Origin of the sequence: Pseudomonas sp. CFBP 8772 (assembly GCF_014841665.1) — a bacterium.
Lineage (GTDB): Bacteria > Pseudomonadota > Gammaproteobacteria > Pseudomonadales > Pseudomonadaceae > Aquipseudomonas > Aquipseudomonas graminis_B.
In genome coordinates, this window is sequence record NZ_JACYUI010000007.1 from 306,927 (window position 1) to 322,915 (window position 15,989).

The following is a 15,989-nucleotide window of genomic DNA, read 5'->3' on the forward strand; positions in this document are numbered from 1 at the left end:
GGCTGAAGACTTTGTCTGCCGGTGAGACGCAATAAAGCTGGCCGACGCACGCCTGATCTTTTCGAATCAATCAATGGAAGTGCTCGTATGAAGCTATGGACTGCAGCATTAATCGTGGCAACCCTTTCAGGTTGCGGCACCATCAAGACCCTCAATGATGAAAAAGGGGCCGCGGATACATTGGCGCGCCACAGCTCCAATTGCCAATCCATACCCCGTGCCTACAGCGGTGCGGTTTACCAGTTCTGCACCTTGAACGCCCCGCCAGTTTCCGGCCCACACTGGTCTGCGCCCACCATTGCACTGGACATGGCCCTTTCTGCGGTCGCCGATACCGTGCTGCTGCCCTACACCGGGTATCAGCAATACCAGCAGGGCGACATCAAGGTCCGACGTAAACAGTACTGATCGGTCGTCTTTAATGCGTCGGCTGCGCCTTTGCTCCGCGCGAGATCGCGTGAAATGCCCGCTGACGCGCTCCTACCGGTAGGAGCGCGCTTGCCCGCGAATGCGGTGTGTCAGACGACATCGATGTCATCTGGCACACCGCTTTCGCGACCGTCGTAACCTCCGATTGCTCCTACAGGGGATTTGCGGTCGACGCGGATTTGGATGCGGGTGCAGAAATTGTGGGAGTGAGCTTGCGCGCGATTGCGGTGGGTCAGTCACCTTTCTATCAACCGACAGGACGCGTTCGCCAGCAAGTCGGCTCCTACGGATTTGCATCTGCCGCGAACCTGAATTTTGCACCTGACGCCGCGCGTTCTAGGAGGTGCCGGGGTGGCGCTCCACCTTGTCCCTCGATCGGCTGCGCAGCAGTCGTAAAACCTCGCGACGCTGTACTGGCTGACACACCGCATTCACCGGGTTTACTGCCGCTGCGCGCCAGATCGCGGGACAAGCCACGCTCCTACAGGGGATTTGCGGTCGACGCGGATTTGGATGCGGGTGCAGAAATTGTGGGAGTGAGCTTGCGCGCGATTGCGGTGGGTCAGTCACCTTTCTATCAACCGACAGGACGCGTTCGCCAGCAAGTCGGCTCCTACGGATTTGCATCTGCCGCGAACCTGAATTTTGCACCTGACGCCGCGCGTTCTAGGAGGTGCCGGGGTGGCGCTCCACCTTGTCCCGCGATCGGCTGCGCAGCAGTCGTAAAACCTCGCGACGCTGTACTGGCTGACACACCGCATTCACCGGGTTTACTGCCGCTGCGCGCCAGATCGCGGGACAAGCCACGCTCCTACAGGGGATTTGCGGTCGACGCGGATTTGGATGCGGGTGCAGAATTGTAGGAGTGAGCTTGCTCGCGATTGCGGTGGGTCAGTCACCTTTCTATAACCGACAGGACGCGTTCGCCAGCAAGCCGGCTCCTACGGATTTGTGTGGTTTGATCAACAGGCGTCGTGTCAGGCGTGAAGGACGGCGCGTCGGAAGGTGCATTCGCGGGCAAGCGCGCTGCATTCACCGGGCAGCCTCGTCTGGCCTCTGATTTTTCATAGTTTTGCATCACGCACCCGAACACGGGCTTACCCAGGGTCGGGTAGGCACGTTGCTGAATGCTCTTTACAGAAAAGGGGGCTTCAGATCAGCCGTTGTTCATCGTCATTAATCAAGTCACTCAGGCCGCCCAGTGTTTCCCGGGCCTGGGTTCGATCCATCAATTTCGCCTGTGCGGCGGCGGGGAGGTCGGTGATGTTGAGGATGCCTTTGCTGGTCAGGACCTGAATCAGGTCGTCCAGTACCCGGATCATGTCCATGTCGCTGGACTTGAGCTGGATCAGGCTCTTCTCGACCACTTCGTTGGCAAACCAGGCTTGCACCTGATGGTCATCGGGGGGCAGTTGCTCGCTCGCTTCGGCAAAGGCCGTCGCTTCCACGCGAATTAGCGTGCCATCGGCATCGCGCTGAACGTAAAACATGGCTCATTCCTCAGGGACTGACCGGGCTGGCAACCGTCAGCGACGGATGCCAGCACAGTACAACAGCTCTCGCGACTCAGCTATCAGTGGTGATCGACTTTGATGGTCGGATCCGCACCGCTCACCAGCGAGTTAACCATGGCATTGCTCCAGGTCACGCCCTCCACCTTGATGTGCACGTCGGCCGTGTTGGCAGCGGCGGCTGCGGTCACGTTCGACGCGAACTGTCCGGTGGTGCTGACTTGCAGAATGGTGTCACGGCCATCGTTGGTGACTTGCAGGTACTTGCTGAGGGTGTCGGTGTCTTCACCCTGCAGCAGGTCACGCAGGTCGATCCGGTCGCCTTCGCCCTTGTTGAAGTCCTTGATCACGTCAAAGCCACCGCTGTTGGTGTCGCCTGCTTTCCAGGCGAACGTATCGGCACCTGCGCCACCGGTAAGGATGTCGTTGCCTTTACCACCCATCAGGACGTCGTTGCCGTTGCCACCATTGAGGATGTCGTTGCCACCCTGGCCGAACAGAATGTCATTGCCATTGCCGCCCAGCAGGGTGTCGTTGCCGTCCTGCGACGTCGACGACGAATTGGCCAGGTGAGCCACTGCGTCAAGGTTGTTGGTCACGAACGAATGCAGCGTCTTGTCATCGATGGTCGACACGTTGACGTGCAGCGTGTCCGCCGCAAACGCCTTCAGCGCCGTAATGCCGCCCTGGGTGTTGAAGGTGATCAGGTCACCGAACAGGATGTCATTGCCGTCGCCACCGTTGAGGGTGTCACTGCCCGGCGCGATATCTTTCTGGTCGCCCAGTACCGCTTTGGCCAGATCGTCAGCGTTGACGTTGGTCTGCGCGTGACCGTCGCTGTCGTAGTGATTGAGCGTGCTCGTCTTGACCGCCGAGTTCAGGCCGATCGCTTCGATGGTCGGCGACTGCTTCAGCAACAGTGCGTAACCGGTGTCCGCTTCAGCCAGCACGACGCTGCTGCCGTTGGTTTCAGGCGAATTCAGGCTGTATTCCGTACCGCCCTTGCCGTCGGCATGACTGGCGAGGGTGCCCATCAGCTTGCCGGTCGTGCTGCTGGCGTAGCTGTAAACGTGGCCCACGGTGTCGATGGCGACTTTGCCGTTCACCGAATACGTGCTGCCCAGATGCCAGCTTTCCAGGCCCGTCGCCAATGTGATGGCCGTGCCGTTCACCGTACCGAGCACCGTGCTGGTGTTCTGGTAAACGTTAGGCTCGCCGTCGGTGATGAAGTAGGTGCGGTTCTCGCCCGTCGGGTTGGTGCTGTTCAAACCGGCGAACCAGTTCGCCGTGGTCTTGAAGGCATCTTCGTAGTTGGTGGTACCGCCCGATGTCATGGTCGCCAGAGCAGCGGCCAGGGTTTTCAAGGCGGCAGCCTTGTCAGACATGTCCACAGAAACGGTCGAGCGCACGTTGGTATCGAAATCCACCAGCAGCACGTTGATCTTGCCGGCGTTGGCCGTCTGAGCACCGTTCGCCAGTTTCTCGAAGACCGACTGCAGCTGGGTTTTCGCCGTGTCGAGGGATTTGCCCATGCTGCCCGAGCTGTCGACGATGAAGGCGATGTTGTAGCTCTTGCCCTGCACGATGGTCGTGCCGCTGACGTCGCCAACGATGATGTCGCCGCCGGTGGTGCCAGTGATCGGCGTCGGATCGGTGCCGGCCAGGCCTTCACTCGAGTTGTAGGTCTGAGACTCGACGGTGACGGTGATCGCCTTGCTGTCGCTGGCGCTGGCCACGGCGCTTGGGACGCCTGGAACGTTTGCTTCGGTCGCCGTCGCCGTGACGTTGAGCGTGAACTTGCCGCTGAAGTAATCAGGCGTGGTGATGCTCAGCGTCGACAGGTCGAAGTTGCTGACGTCGATCGTGTCCATCACGGTTTTGCCGTCTTCGACGTGAGTCGTCACGGTGGCCGTGTGGCCCGCTGCGTCGGTCAGGATCGAGCCGGCCGGTGCGCCGCCGCTCAGGGTGGTGACGTGAGTCTCCGAACCGTCGAGGCTGTCACCGAACACCGCTTTGACCGGGCTCAGCTTGATCGCGGTGCCTTCGGTGCCGTGGTTCAGCTCGTAACCGGTGTAATAACCCTCACCGCTGCCAACCGTGCCTTCGTGCAACGGCGAGACGTTCAGGCCGGAAGCCTTGAGGTCATCGACCGTTGCGAACAGCAGCACGTTGCTGCCGTTCAGGGCCACGGTCTGGGAGGCGCCGGTGCTGATGTTCTTGTCGGTCAGGCTGATGTTGTAGCTGCCCGGACCTGCCTGGTTGTAGTGGTAGACGTCCAGGGTGTAGTAGCCGGACTCCGTCGGCGTGAAGCCCGCACTCTGAATCTTGCCGCCCGCGCCCCATGTGGCGTTGGCTGCGGTCTGGCCGCCTACGGTGATCAACAGACTGTCGTCCGCGGTGCCGGAGAAGGTGTAGGTGTGGCCAGCTTCCATGTAGACCAGACCGGACAACTTGGTGCCGGTGCCGACCGCGACGGACGAGTCCTGTGCACCGCTTGCGACGCTATGCGTGGTCGGATCCACGGTGGTGTTGAAGCCGGCCTTGATGGTCGCTTCGTTGGCGCCGTTGCCGTCGGTGCCCATGTTCTTCAGCGTGCCGACATAAACGTCTTTCACCAGACCGGTCGACTGAACCACGCCGGAACCCAGCGTCACCAGCGGTTGGTCGGCAACAGGTGCCACGCTGATGGTGCCGGTGGCGTTGACCGAACTCGCCAGACCCTGATCGTCCACGGCCCTGTAGGTGAACGAGGTGCTGCCCGCCCAATCGGCGGCTGGCTTGAAGTACACCGTTGCAGCGTTGCCGACTGCGACGATGTTGCTCAGGCTGGTCAGCGCGACCTTGCCGGCTGCATCGGCGTAGAAGGTGCCGTGTGCCGCCATGTCGACCAGGTTGAAGTGGTCGATTGTGCTGTCCACGTCGGTGGCGCTGAGCGTTACGGCGATGGCCGGGCTGTCTTCGTTACCACTGCCGGTTGTGGCATCGGCCACTGGCACATCGTTGACCGTCGTGATGTGAATCGTCGACGTGGTGTTGACGATGTTGTTGGTGGCGCTGCCGTCGTTGACGCTGATATTGATGATGCGGTCGTCTTTGACAGGGTCGTGGGACGTGCTGTCGAAGGTGATCGACGAGATCGCCGTCTGGTACTGAGCCGCCGTGCCCGCACCGAACGTGATGACCTTGCCGGTCACAACGTTGTTGGTGACGATATCGGTGGTGGTGACGCTCAGGCCAGCGGTGTTGCCGATCGCCAGCAGATCACCCGCCTTGTAGTTGGTCAGTGTGACCGTAGCGCTTTGCAGCGTCGGGCTGTCGGCATCGCTGACGGTGAAGTCGCGAGCGATCAAGCCTGGGCCTTTGCCCGGCGCAGTGACATCGCCGCCGACCAGGGTTTCGTTCCAGGTGTTGCCGAATTCCTTGCCATCGCCAGTGTGGCCGATGACCGGAGCGTCGTTCACCGCGGTGACGGTGATTGTGCTGCCGGCAACCAGCGAATCCTGCGTGCCCGTACCGTCGCCTTTCGCCCCGGAATCGGTCACTTGGACGGTTACGGCACGGTCACCCGCCTGAGGGTTGTCGCCCGGGCTGTTGAAGGTGATCGACTGGATCAGCGCCTTGTACTGGTCAATGGACGCGATGCCCTTGATCTGGAAGCCGTTCACCAGACCGTCGGCGTTGTGAGTTTCTACCACGCTGACGCCTTTCGGCGCAGTGCCGGTGAACGTCAGCACGTCGCCTGCCTTCACATCGACCGAAACCACGGCCTTGCTCAGGGTGGTGTTGTCGACGTCGGCCAGGTTCAGGTTCTTGACGATCGAGACCGCTGCATCGTTTTCGGTGAAGCCGACCGATGCAGTGCTCACGGTCGGTACATCGTTGACCGTAGTGATGTGGATCGTCGAGGTCGTGGACGCGATGTTGTTGACCGTGCTGCCGTCATCAATAGTGATATTGATGAGGCGGTTTTCTTTCGACGGATCATGGGACGTGCTGTCGAAAGTGATCGACTGAATCGCCGTCTGGTACTGGGCCGCAGTGCCTGCACCAAAGGTGATGGTCTTGCCGGTCACCGCGCCGGAAGCGTCTTTAACATCACTGACGGTGTAGGTCAGGGCGCCCGGTTTGCCGACATTCAGGACGTCGCCGTCCTTGAAGTTGGTCAGCGTGACGGTCGCGCTTTTCAGCGAGGTGCTGTCAGCGTCGTTCAGGGTGAAATCGCGAGCGATTTGACCCGGGCCTTTGCCCGGCGCGGTGACATCGCCACCCACGGCGGTTTCGTTCCAGGTGTTGCCGAACTGTTTGCCGCTGCCGGTGTGGCCGATGACTGGCGCATCGTTGACGGCAATCACGTTGATCTGGCTGTCGTGAACAACGGTCAGGTTGTTGGTGCCATTGGCATCAGCGTCGGTCACAGCGATGGTTACGCCCCGTGGCGCGGTGCTCGGATTGTCGCTGTTGTCGGCGTAGGTGATCGACTTGATCAGGGTTTCGTAATTGGCCACCGAAGCCTTGCCGGTCAGATCGATGACGATGTTGCCGTTGGCGTCGTTGCTCAGCTTGTAGCTGATACCCAGATCGGTGGTACCGGTGGTGCCGTCGCTGCCGCCTTTGTAGTACTGGGAAACGATCAGGTCTTCAGCCTGAATACCGGTCAGCGTGATTTTCGCGCTGGTCAGCTCAGTGCTGTCGACATCAGCGATGCTGAAGTCTTTGACGATCGCAATCGGCGCACCGTTTTCGGTGTAAGTGATGCTGCCGAAGTTGACCATAGGCGCGTCGTTGACGGCCGTGACCGTGATGGTGCCGGTTGCCGGAATCGTGGACGGCAGGCCCTGGTTATCGACGGCGGTGTAGGTGAACGGCGTGCTGCCATTCCAGTTTGCGTCCGGCTTGAAGTAGACCGTCGCGCCGTTGTCGGTGGCGGGGATGTTGGTGGTCCCGGTCAGCGGCTGAGTACCGGCCGCGTCGGAGTAGAACGTGCCGTTGGCAGGCGTGTTGACCAGGGTGAAGTGGTCAATGGTGCCGTCCACGTCAGAGCCGGTCAGCTTGACGGCAACGAGGGTGTCTTCGTTGCCAGTGCCTGTGGCGGTGTTGACCACTGGCGCGTCGTTCACTGCGGCAACGTTGACGGTCAGCGAGCCGGTGGCGGTTGCTTTCTGCCCGGTGAGTTCAGTCGACGTCGAGCTCACCTGCAAGGTGATCGAACCGTTGAAGTCAGCCGGTGGCGTCAGGGTCAGCGTGGTCAGGTCCCAGCCATCGATGACGACTTTGCCGTCGCCGGTCGGGATCGAGGTGTAGCTGTTTTTGCCATCGGTCAGCACAGCGCCAACCGGAATGCCGCCCACGGTCAGGCCGCTCAGGCTTTCCGAACCGTCGGTGTCGACCAGTGCAGTGCTGACATTGATCTGGATCGCGGTGTCTTCATCGCCTTGGGCGTTGCTGACGGTGACGGTCGGGGCATCAGCCACCGGCGTGACGTTGATGGTGCCAGTTGCGGTGGTGCCGGCTGGCAGGTTCTCGTTATCAACAGCGGTGTAGGTGAAGGTGGTATCGCCCGCCCAGTTCGCGTCCGGCTTGAAGTAGATCGTCGCGCCATTGTTGGTCGCAGCGATGTTGTTCAAGTTGGTCAGCGGCTGAGTGCCGGCGGCATCGGAGTAGAAGGTGCCGTTGGCTGGCGTGTTGACCAGGTTGAAGTGGTCAATGGTGCCGTCGACGTCAGAGCCAGACAGCTTGACCGCGATGGTGGTGTCTTCGTTGCCCTGGCCCGATGCAGCGTTGACCACTGGAGCGTCGTTGACGGCGATCATGTTCATCTGGCTGTCGTGAACGACGGTCAGGTTGTTGGTGCCACTGGCATCTGCGTCGGTCACAGCGATGGTCACGCCGCGTGGTGCAGTGCTTGGGTTTTCGCTGTTGTCGGCGTAAGTGATCGACTTGATCAGGGTTTCGTAATTGGCTACCGAAGCCTTGCCAGTCAGATCGATAACGATGTTGCCGTCGGCGTCGTTGCTCAGCTTGTAGCTGATACCCAGATCGGTGGTACCCGCGGTGCCGTCGCTGCCGCCTTTGTAGTACTGGGAAACGATCAGGTCTTCAGCCTGAATACCGGTCAGCGTGATTTTCGCGCTGGTCAGCTCAGTGCTGTCGACGTCGGTGNTGTAAGTGGTGCTGTCGAAGTTGACCACTGGCGCATCGTTCACCGACGCGACGTTCACGGTCAGGGACTGAGTCGTGGTTGCCGATTGGCCGGTCAGCTCGGTGGAGGTCGAGCTCACTTGCAAGTTGATCGAGCCGTTGAAGTCTTTCGGCGGCGTGATCGTCAGGTTGGTCAGATCCCAGCCATTGATGTAGACAGCGCCGTCGCCGGTCGGAATCGAGGTGTAGCTATGGGTGCCATCCGTCAGCACGGCGCCCACTGGAATGCCGGACACCACGAACGGGCCCAGGGATTCCGAGCCGTCGGTGTCGACCAGCGCGGTGCTGACGTTCAGCTTGATCGCCGAATCTTCATTACCTTGGGCGTTGCTGACAGTGACGGTCGGGGCGTCGGCTACCGGTGTGACGCTGATGTTTCCGGTTGCCGGTGTGCTGGCCAGGCCCTGATTGTCGACAGCGGTGTAGGTGAAATCGCTGGTGACGCCCGCCCAGTTTTCGGTTGGCTTGAAGTAAATCGTCGCGCTGTTGTTGGTGGCGGCGATGTTGCTGAGGTTGGTCAGCTCCTGAGTCCCTGCAGCGTCAGCGTAGAACTTGCCGTTGCTGGCCATCGACACCAGGTTGAAGTGGTCGATGGTGCCATCGACGTCAGCGCCAGTCAGGTTGACCGCGATGGCAGTGTCTTCGTCGCCTTGGCCCAGTGCCGCGTTGACGGTCGGGGCGTCGTTGACGGCAATCACGTTGATCTGGCTGTCGTGAACGACGGTCAGGTTGTTGGTGCCGTTGGCATCTGCGTCGGTCACAGCGATGGTCACGCCGCGTGGTGCAGTGCTTGGGTTTTCGCTGTTGTCGGCGTACGTGAGCGACTTGATCAGGGTTTCGTAATTGGCCACCGAAGCCTTGCCAGTCAGATCGATAACGATGTTGCCGTCGGCGTCGTTGCTCAGCTTGTAGCTGATACCCAGATCGGTGGTGCCGGTGGTGCCGTCGCTGCCGCCTTTGTAGTACTGGGAAACGATCAGGTCTTCAGCCTGAATACCGGTCAGCGTGATCTTCGCGCTGGTCAGCTCAGTGCTGTCGACGTCGGTGATGCTGAAGTTGTTGACGATCGCGATCGGCGCACCGTTTTCGGTGTAAGTGGTGCTGTCGAAGTTGACCACTGGCGCATCGTTCACCGACGCGACGTTCACGGTCAGGGACTGAGTCGTGGTTGCCGATTGGCCGGTCAGCTCGGTGGAGGTCGAGCTCACTTGCAAGTTGATCGAGCCGTTGAAGTCTTTCGGCGGCGTGATCGTCAGGTTGGTCAGGTCCCAGCCATTGATATAGACAGCGCCGTCGCCGGTCGGAATCGAGGTGTAGCTATGGGTGCCGTCAGTCAGCACGGCGCCTACTGGAATGCCGGACACCACGAACGGGCCCAGGGATTCCGAGCCGTCTGTGTCGACCAGCGCGGTGCTGACGTTCAGCTTGATCGCTGAATCTTCATTACCTTGGGCGTTGGCGACGGTGACGATTGGGGCATCGGCTACCGGTGTGACGCTGATGTTTCCGGTTGCCGGTGTGCTGGCCAGGCCCTGATTGTCGACAGCGGTGTAGGTGAAATCGCTGGTGACGCCCGCCCAGTTTTCGGTTGGCTTGAAGTAAATCGTCGCGCTGTTGTTGGTGGCGGCGATGTTGCTGAGGTTGGTCAGCTCTTGAGTCCCTGCAGCGTCAGCGTAGAACTTGCCGTTGCTGGCCATCGACACCAGATTGAAGTGGTCGATGGTGCCATCGACGTCAGCGCCCGACAGCTTGACGGCAATCGGCGTGTCTTCGTCGCCCTTGCCTGCGGTGTTGTTCACGACCGGCGCGTCGTTGACCGGCGTGATGCCGATCTGGCCAGTGGCGCTGCCCGACAGGTTGTTGGTGCCATTGGCATCAGCGTCGGTCACTTCGATGGTCACGCCGCGTGGGGTGGTGATCGGGGCGTCACTGCTGTTGGCGTAGGTGATCGAGTTGATCAGCGTGGTGTAGTCAGCGATCGACGCCTTGCCGGTCAGGTCGATGATGATGTTGCCATCGGCATCGTTGCTGAGGTTGTAGCTGATGCCCAGAGTGGTGGTGCCACTGTTTGCACCGGTGTAGTACTGGGAAACGATCAGGTCTTCGGCCTGAATGCCGGTCAGCGTGATTTTCGCGCTGCTCAACTGGCTGCTGTCGACGTCGCCGATTTGCAGGTTGCTGACCAATGCCTGAGGCGCGCCGTTTTCGACGTAGTCAGGATTGGTGAAGGTGACGGTTGGGGCATCGTTGATCGGCCCGACGTTCACGGTCAGCGACTGAACCGTGGTGGCCGAGTCCTTGTTGGCGCTTTCGGTCGACGTCGAGCTCACCTGCAGGTTGATCGAGCCGTTGAAATCTTTCGGCGGCGTGATCGTCAGGTTGGTCAGGTCCCAGCCATTAATGTAGACAGCGCCGTCGCCGGTCGGAATCGAGGTGTAGCTGTGGGTGCCATCCGTCAGCACGGCGCCCACTGGAATACCGGACACCACGAACGGGCCGAGAGATTCCGAGCCGTCAGTGTCGACCAGCGCGGTGCTGACGTTCAGCTTGATCGCGGAGTCTTCATTACCTTGGGCGTCAGCAACGGTGACGATCGGCGCATCGGCCACCGGCGTGACGTTGATGACGCCGTTGGCTGGCGCGCCAGTTTGCAGGCCCTGATTGTCGACCGCGGTGTACGTGAAGCTGGTGTCACCGGCCCAATTGGCATCCGGCTTGAAGTAGATCGTCGCGCTGTTGTTGCTGGCAGCGATATTGCTGAGGTTGGTCAGCGCCTGGGTACCGGCGGCGTCGGCGTAGAACGTGCCGTGCTCGGCCATGGTGACCAGATTGAAGTGGTCGATGGTGCCGTCGACATCAGCGCCGGTCAGGTTGACCGCGATGGCAGTGTCTTCGTCGCCCTGGCCCAGAGCCGCGTTCACGGTCGGAGCGTCGTTGACGGCAATCACGTTGATCTGGCCGTCGTGCACGGCGGTCAGGTTAGTGGTGCCGTTGGCGTCGAGGTCGGTAACCGAGATGCTCACGCCACGCGGTACGGTGCTCGGGTTTTCGCTGTTGTCAGCGTACGTGAGCGACTTGATCAGGGTTTCATAGTTGGCGACCGAGGCGTTGCCCGTCAGGTCGATCACGATGTTGCCGCTGGCGTCGTTGCTCAGGGTGTAGGTGATGCCCAGGTCGGTAAGGCCGGTGGTGCCGCCTTTGTAGTACTGAGACACCACCAGGTCTTCAGCCTGAACACCGGTCAGCGTGATTTTCGCGCTGCTCAGTTGCGTGCTGTCGATGTCGGTGATGCTGAAATTGTTCACCAGCGCGATCGGCGCACCGTTTTCGGTGTACGTCACGCTGTCGAAGTTGACCGCCGGGCCGTCGTTCACAGGCGTCACATTGACGATCAGCGCCTGTGTCGTGGTGGCCGAATCCTGGTTGGCGCCTTCGGTCGACGTCGAGCTCACTTGCAGTGTGATCGGGCCGTTGAAGTCTTTCGGCGGGGTGATCGTCAGGTTGTTCAGGTCCCAACCGTCGATATAAACAGCACCGTCGCCTGTCGGAATCGAGGTGTAGCTGTGGGTGCCATCCGTCAGCACGGCGCCGACGGGAATGCCGGACACAACCAGCGGGCCCAGGGACTCGGAACCGTCGGTGTCGACCAGCGCGGTGCTCAGGGTCAGCTTGATCGCCGAATCTTCATTACCCTGGGCGTCAGCAACGGTGACGATCGGCGCATCGGCCACTGGCGTGACGTTAATGACGCCGTTGGCTGGCGCGCCAGTTTGCAGGCCCTGGTTGTCGACTGCGGTGTAGGTGAAGCTGGTGTCGCCCGCCCAGTTGGCGTTCGGCTTGAAGTAGATCGTTGCGCCGTTGGCGGTGGCGGCGATGTTGCTGAGGCTGGTCAGCGCCTGGGTACCGGCAGCATCGGCGTAGAACGTGCCGTTGGCCGCCAGGCTGACCAGGTTGAAGTGGTCGATGGTGCCGTCGACGTCAGTGCCGGTCAGCCTGACCGCAATGGCGGTGTCTTCGTCGCCTTGGCCCGATGCGTCGATGACGGTCGGTGCGTCGTTGACCGGCGTGATGGCGACTTCGCCGGTGGCGCTGCCCGTCAGGTTGTTGGTGCCGTGGGTGTCCACGTCAGTCACTTCGATGGTCACGCCCCGTGGGGTGGTGATCGGCGCGTCACTGCTGTTGGCGTAGGTGATCGAGTTGATCAGCGTGGTGTAGTCGGCGATCGAGGCGTTACCGTTCAACTGAATGACGACGTTACCGTTGGCGTCGTTGCCCAGCGTGTAGCTGATGCCCGAAGCCGTGGTGCCGCTGTTGCCGCCCTGGAAGGACGGCGATGCGATCAAGTCTTCGGCCTGAACGCCGGTCACGGTGATCTTCGCGCCGCTCAACTGACCGCCGTCGACGTCGCCGATCTGCAGGTTGTTGACCAGTGCCTGAGGCGCGCCGTTTTCGACGTAATCGGTGCTGGTGAAGGACACGGTCGGGGCGTCGTTGACGGCGACGACGTGCACGATGCTGGTGGCCGGTGCGGAGTCGTTCTGGCCGTCATTGACGGTCACAGTGATGGTGCGATCGGCAACGCTCGGGTCTTCGCTGCTGTTCTGGAAGGTGATCGACTTGATCACGGCTTCGTATTCGGCTGCGGTGGCGGCGCCGGTCAGGGTCAGTACGATTTGGCCGTTGACGGTGGCGGTGCTGACCGCGATGTTCGCGTTCGGGCTGCCCACCACCAGGCTGTCGGCGTCCTGAGGGTTGGTCAGGGTGACTTTCGCGCCTTGCAGCGTCGGGCTGTCGGCGTCCGTGACGGTCAACTGGTCGGCGATCGAAACGCCAGCCTGGCCTTCGGTGAAGGTGGTTTCGCTGTTGGTGCCGTTGGCGCCGCCATTGGGATCGACAACCGGCAGAGCGTCGTTGTCGATGATGGTGGTAGTGACGCTGCCATTGGTCGGGCTGACAGCGACGTTTTCGAAGTTGCCGCCGCTGATGGCGCCGATCGCCACGGTGACGTTTTCAACGCCTTCCGGGATCGTGTCATTCAGGGTGTTCAGGTCGAAGGTGACGCTGCTGCTGTTGGCAGGGATCTTCACGCTGACCACTTGCGTGTAGTCGCTGCCGTCGGTAGCGGTGCCGCTGTAGGTCAGGTTGATCGTGACTTCGGTCTGCGCCGGGTTGCTCAGCGTAATGGTGTACGTGGCGGCCTGGCCTTCAATCACCGACTGAGTGCCGGTGATGCTGGCAAAGGTGGTGTCGATGGTGTCGGTGATGGTGGTCACCGCCGGCGTCGGATCGGTCGTCACGATCAGGCCGCCACCGCCCGTTGTGCCAGTGATGGTCGTGCTGATAACTGAAGGGTCGATGTACGGCGTATTGGTGTCAGCCACTTGAACAGTGGTCGAGCCCGACGTGTCGCCGCCACGAATCACAATGGTCGACCCATTGGACAGGGTGACTGTCAGGTCCGAAGTCGGCGCCTGAGTGACGTTTGCTGTGTACACCAGCGCGCCGCCGGCTTCGGTCAGCGTCTGGGTAGCGGTAAGTGTCAGGGTGCCGGCAGGCTGCGGCGCGGCGGGGGTGCCGTTGCCATTGCCGTTGTCGATCGCCAGACCGTTGCTCAGGGTAGGAGGGGGCACAGCGGTTGCCGCCAGGCCGTTGGTCGGGAAGCCGATGGTCGGATTCACTTCGCCCGCGGTCTCGGTGAGCATCACCACGCTGTGGCCGCCGCCTGCGTTGCCGCCATCACCTGGCGCCGCTTGCGGACCTGCCGCAGTGGCTTCGAGGTCTTTGGTCGGATCGGCGCCGGCCGCGATCGCCTGCTGCAATTCAGCAACGGACGGTGCGGCTTGCGCGGTGGCTTCGGCAAGGTTGGTCGTAGAAGCCGGTGCGTCTGCGCTCCACTGGCTGTCACGGCCGATGTCCAGCTGACGGCCATCGGCAAGCTGCAGCGTGACTGCGCCTCCCGGGCCTGTCAGAACCTGCTCGCCGGTGAACAACCGGTCACCCTCAATGAGCACACGACGAATCCCTTCCGGGGAAACTGCGACGACTTGGCCAACAATGCTTTTGACGATGGCAACAACACTGCTCATGGGGGTGACTCTCCGAAATTACCGTTCAGTTGGTATCCATCATGCCGACCGGCCTTAACTAACGCCGCTTCATTACTGGAATACGTAAAGATTCGCATTTGTTCCGGCGCCAGATAACAACTTAGGGAACTAATTAAGTTGCACGTAATCTGGCGCCAATTTATTAACAGCAGGTCGGCACAGGAATTAACTTTCTGCCAAAGTATTGACCTATTCGGCGACATCCTAAACAATCGCTTCCGTAATGTCACATTGATATTTGATGAGATCGCGTATTTCTGCAGTGTGATCGCAAGCGCCCTTCAGAACACTCTCGAAACGATCACTTCAATGGCCATTTTTACGATGCGGCAGTGTGTATTGCTGCATTTTGAACAAGTACGTTCTCGGGAAACCACCAAAATGCGTAAGCACCTCTTCACTGCTGTACCCCTTATCCTTTGTGCCGGTTTCGTTCAGGCCCAGACGCTACAGTCCGCCATGCAGAAAGCCATGGACGAGCATCCCGAGGTGCAGGCCGGCATTAATGCCCGTATCGCCCAGGACTATGCGCTGCGCGCTGCACGAGGCGGCTACCTGCCGCGTGTCGATGTCACGGCGGGCTACGGCCGGGCCGGTTCCGATACGCCAAGCACCCGTGCCTCGACCGGTCGTCACGACTACCAGACGCTGGACCGCGGCGAAGCGCAAATCCGTCTTCAGCAAATGCTGTTTGACGGCTACGCAACAAGTAACGAAGTTGCGCGTCAACAAGCCACCGCCAATTCCCGGGCATACTCGCTGTTAAATACAACCGAACGTACGGCGTTGACAGTTGCGCAGGTCTATCTGGATGTTCTGACTCAACGTGAAATGGTTCGGCTGGCCGAAGAGAACCTGAAGAGTCACGAACGTATTTACGACCAAATCAAACTGCGCACTTCCCGCGGCGTGGGTCGTATGGCCGATATGGACCAGGCCGATGCCCGTCTGGCACAAGCCCGCAACAACCTGATCACCGAACAAACCAATCTGGCCGACGCCCAAACCAATTACTTGAGTGCCGTTGGTCTGGAAGCTGACCAACTTGAAGCGCCGTCGCCGTTCGCGATGATGCCTGCCGATCTGAACGAAGCCCGTCGCCAGATGCTGGAGAACAGCCCGGTGCTGCGCTCGGCCGAATCCGACATCGTGGCCGCTGAAAAGCAGTACACCTCGGCGCAGTCCAATTACTACCCGCGTTTCGATGCAGAATTGGGCCGCAATGCCGATAACAACATTGGCGGCGACGAAGGCCACAACAATGGCTGGGAAGCCATGGTGCGCATGCGCTTCAACCTGTACGCCGGTGGCAGCAACAAGGCTGACCTGCAGTCGAAGTCGTACCTGTCGAGCCAGGCCCTGGATATCCGCAACAACGCGCTGCGTCAGTTGAACGAAGAACTGGGCCTGGCCTGGAACGCCTACAACAACGCCAACGCCCAGCTGCCGATCGCTCAGCAGTACGTCGAGCGTGCCAACAGCGTGCGTACCTCGTACCAGCAGCAATTCAGTCTGGGAGAGCGTACCCTGCTCGACCTTCTCGACAGCGAGAACGAGTTGTTCACCGCGCAACAGCGTCTGATGCAGCTGAAAAACCTGCAGATGTACACCCAATACCGCATCAAGGCAGACATGGGCACGCTGCTGAAAAGCCAGGGCGTCGTCGCGCCGATGGCATCGGTTGTGCAGAACGATGTGAAACCGACCGTTCAACTGCCGGGCATGAACTGATTCTTGACGGGGT

General features: G+C 60.6%; 4 protein-coding genes and 1 pseudogene. 2 read left to right on the forward strand and 3 right to left on the reverse strand.

Annotated elements, in window-relative coordinates:
* The first annotated feature begins 87 nt into the window (after positions 1 to 87).
* Positions 88 to 408, forward strand: a complete 321-nt coding sequence (locus IFT99_RS16630) for a YceK/YidQ family lipoprotein (RefSeq protein WP_192133618.1) — start codon at positions 88 to 90, stop codon at positions 406 to 408.
* A 1,172-nt stretch (positions 409 to 1,580) separates the two neighbouring features.
* Here the strand turns inward: IFT99_RS16630 and IFT99_RS16635 are convergent.
* The 3 genes and pseudogenes from IFT99_RS16635 to IFT99_RS26880 form a co-directional block, all read right to left on the reverse strand.
* Positions 1,581 to 1,919: a tryptophan synthase subunit beta gene (locus IFT99_RS16635; protein ID WP_065988311.1), complete on the reverse strand. Its 339-nt coding sequence runs from the start codon at positions 1,917 to 1,919 to the stop codon at positions 1,581 to 1,583.
* Between the two features lie 83 nt (positions 1,920 to 2,002).
* Positions 2,003 to 7,756 (reverse strand): type I secretion C-terminal target domain-containing protein, encoded by a 5,754-nt coding sequence (locus IFT99_RS26875; RefSeq protein ID WP_446731140.1) that lies wholly within the window; start codon positions 7,754 to 7,756, stop codon positions 2,003 to 2,005.
* Positions 7,757 to 8,100: 344 nt separating this feature from the next.
* Positions 8,101 to 14,224: pseudogene (locus tag IFT99_RS26880) on the reverse strand (retention module-containing protein); the annotation flags it as partial.
* Positions 14,225 to 14,626: 402 nt separating this feature from the next.
* Here IFT99_RS26880 and IFT99_RS16645 point away from each other — a divergent pair.
* Positions 14,627 to 15,976: a TolC family outer membrane protein gene (locus IFT99_RS16645; protein WP_192133622.1), complete on the forward strand. Its 1,350-nt coding sequence runs from the start codon at positions 14,627 to 14,629 to the stop codon at positions 15,974 to 15,976.
* The last annotated feature ends 13 nt before the right edge of the window (positions 15,977 to 15,989 follow it).

Coding starts and splice junctions, on each gene's coding strand:
- IFT99_RS16630 (WP_192133618.1), top strand. CDS start 88: ATGAAGCTATGGACTGCAGCATTAATCGTGGCAACCCTTTCAGGTTGC.
- IFT99_RS16635 (WP_065988311.1), bottom strand. CDS start 1,919: ATGTTTTACGTTCAGCGCGATGCCGATGGCACGCTAATTCGCGTGGAA.
- IFT99_RS26875 (WP_446731140.1), bottom strand. CDS start 7,756: ATGAACATGATCGCCGTCAACGACGCTCCAGTGGTCAACGCTGCATCG.
- IFT99_RS16645 (WP_192133622.1), top strand. CDS start 14,627: ATGCGTAAGCACCTCTTCACTGCTGTACCCCTTATCCTTTGTGCCGGT.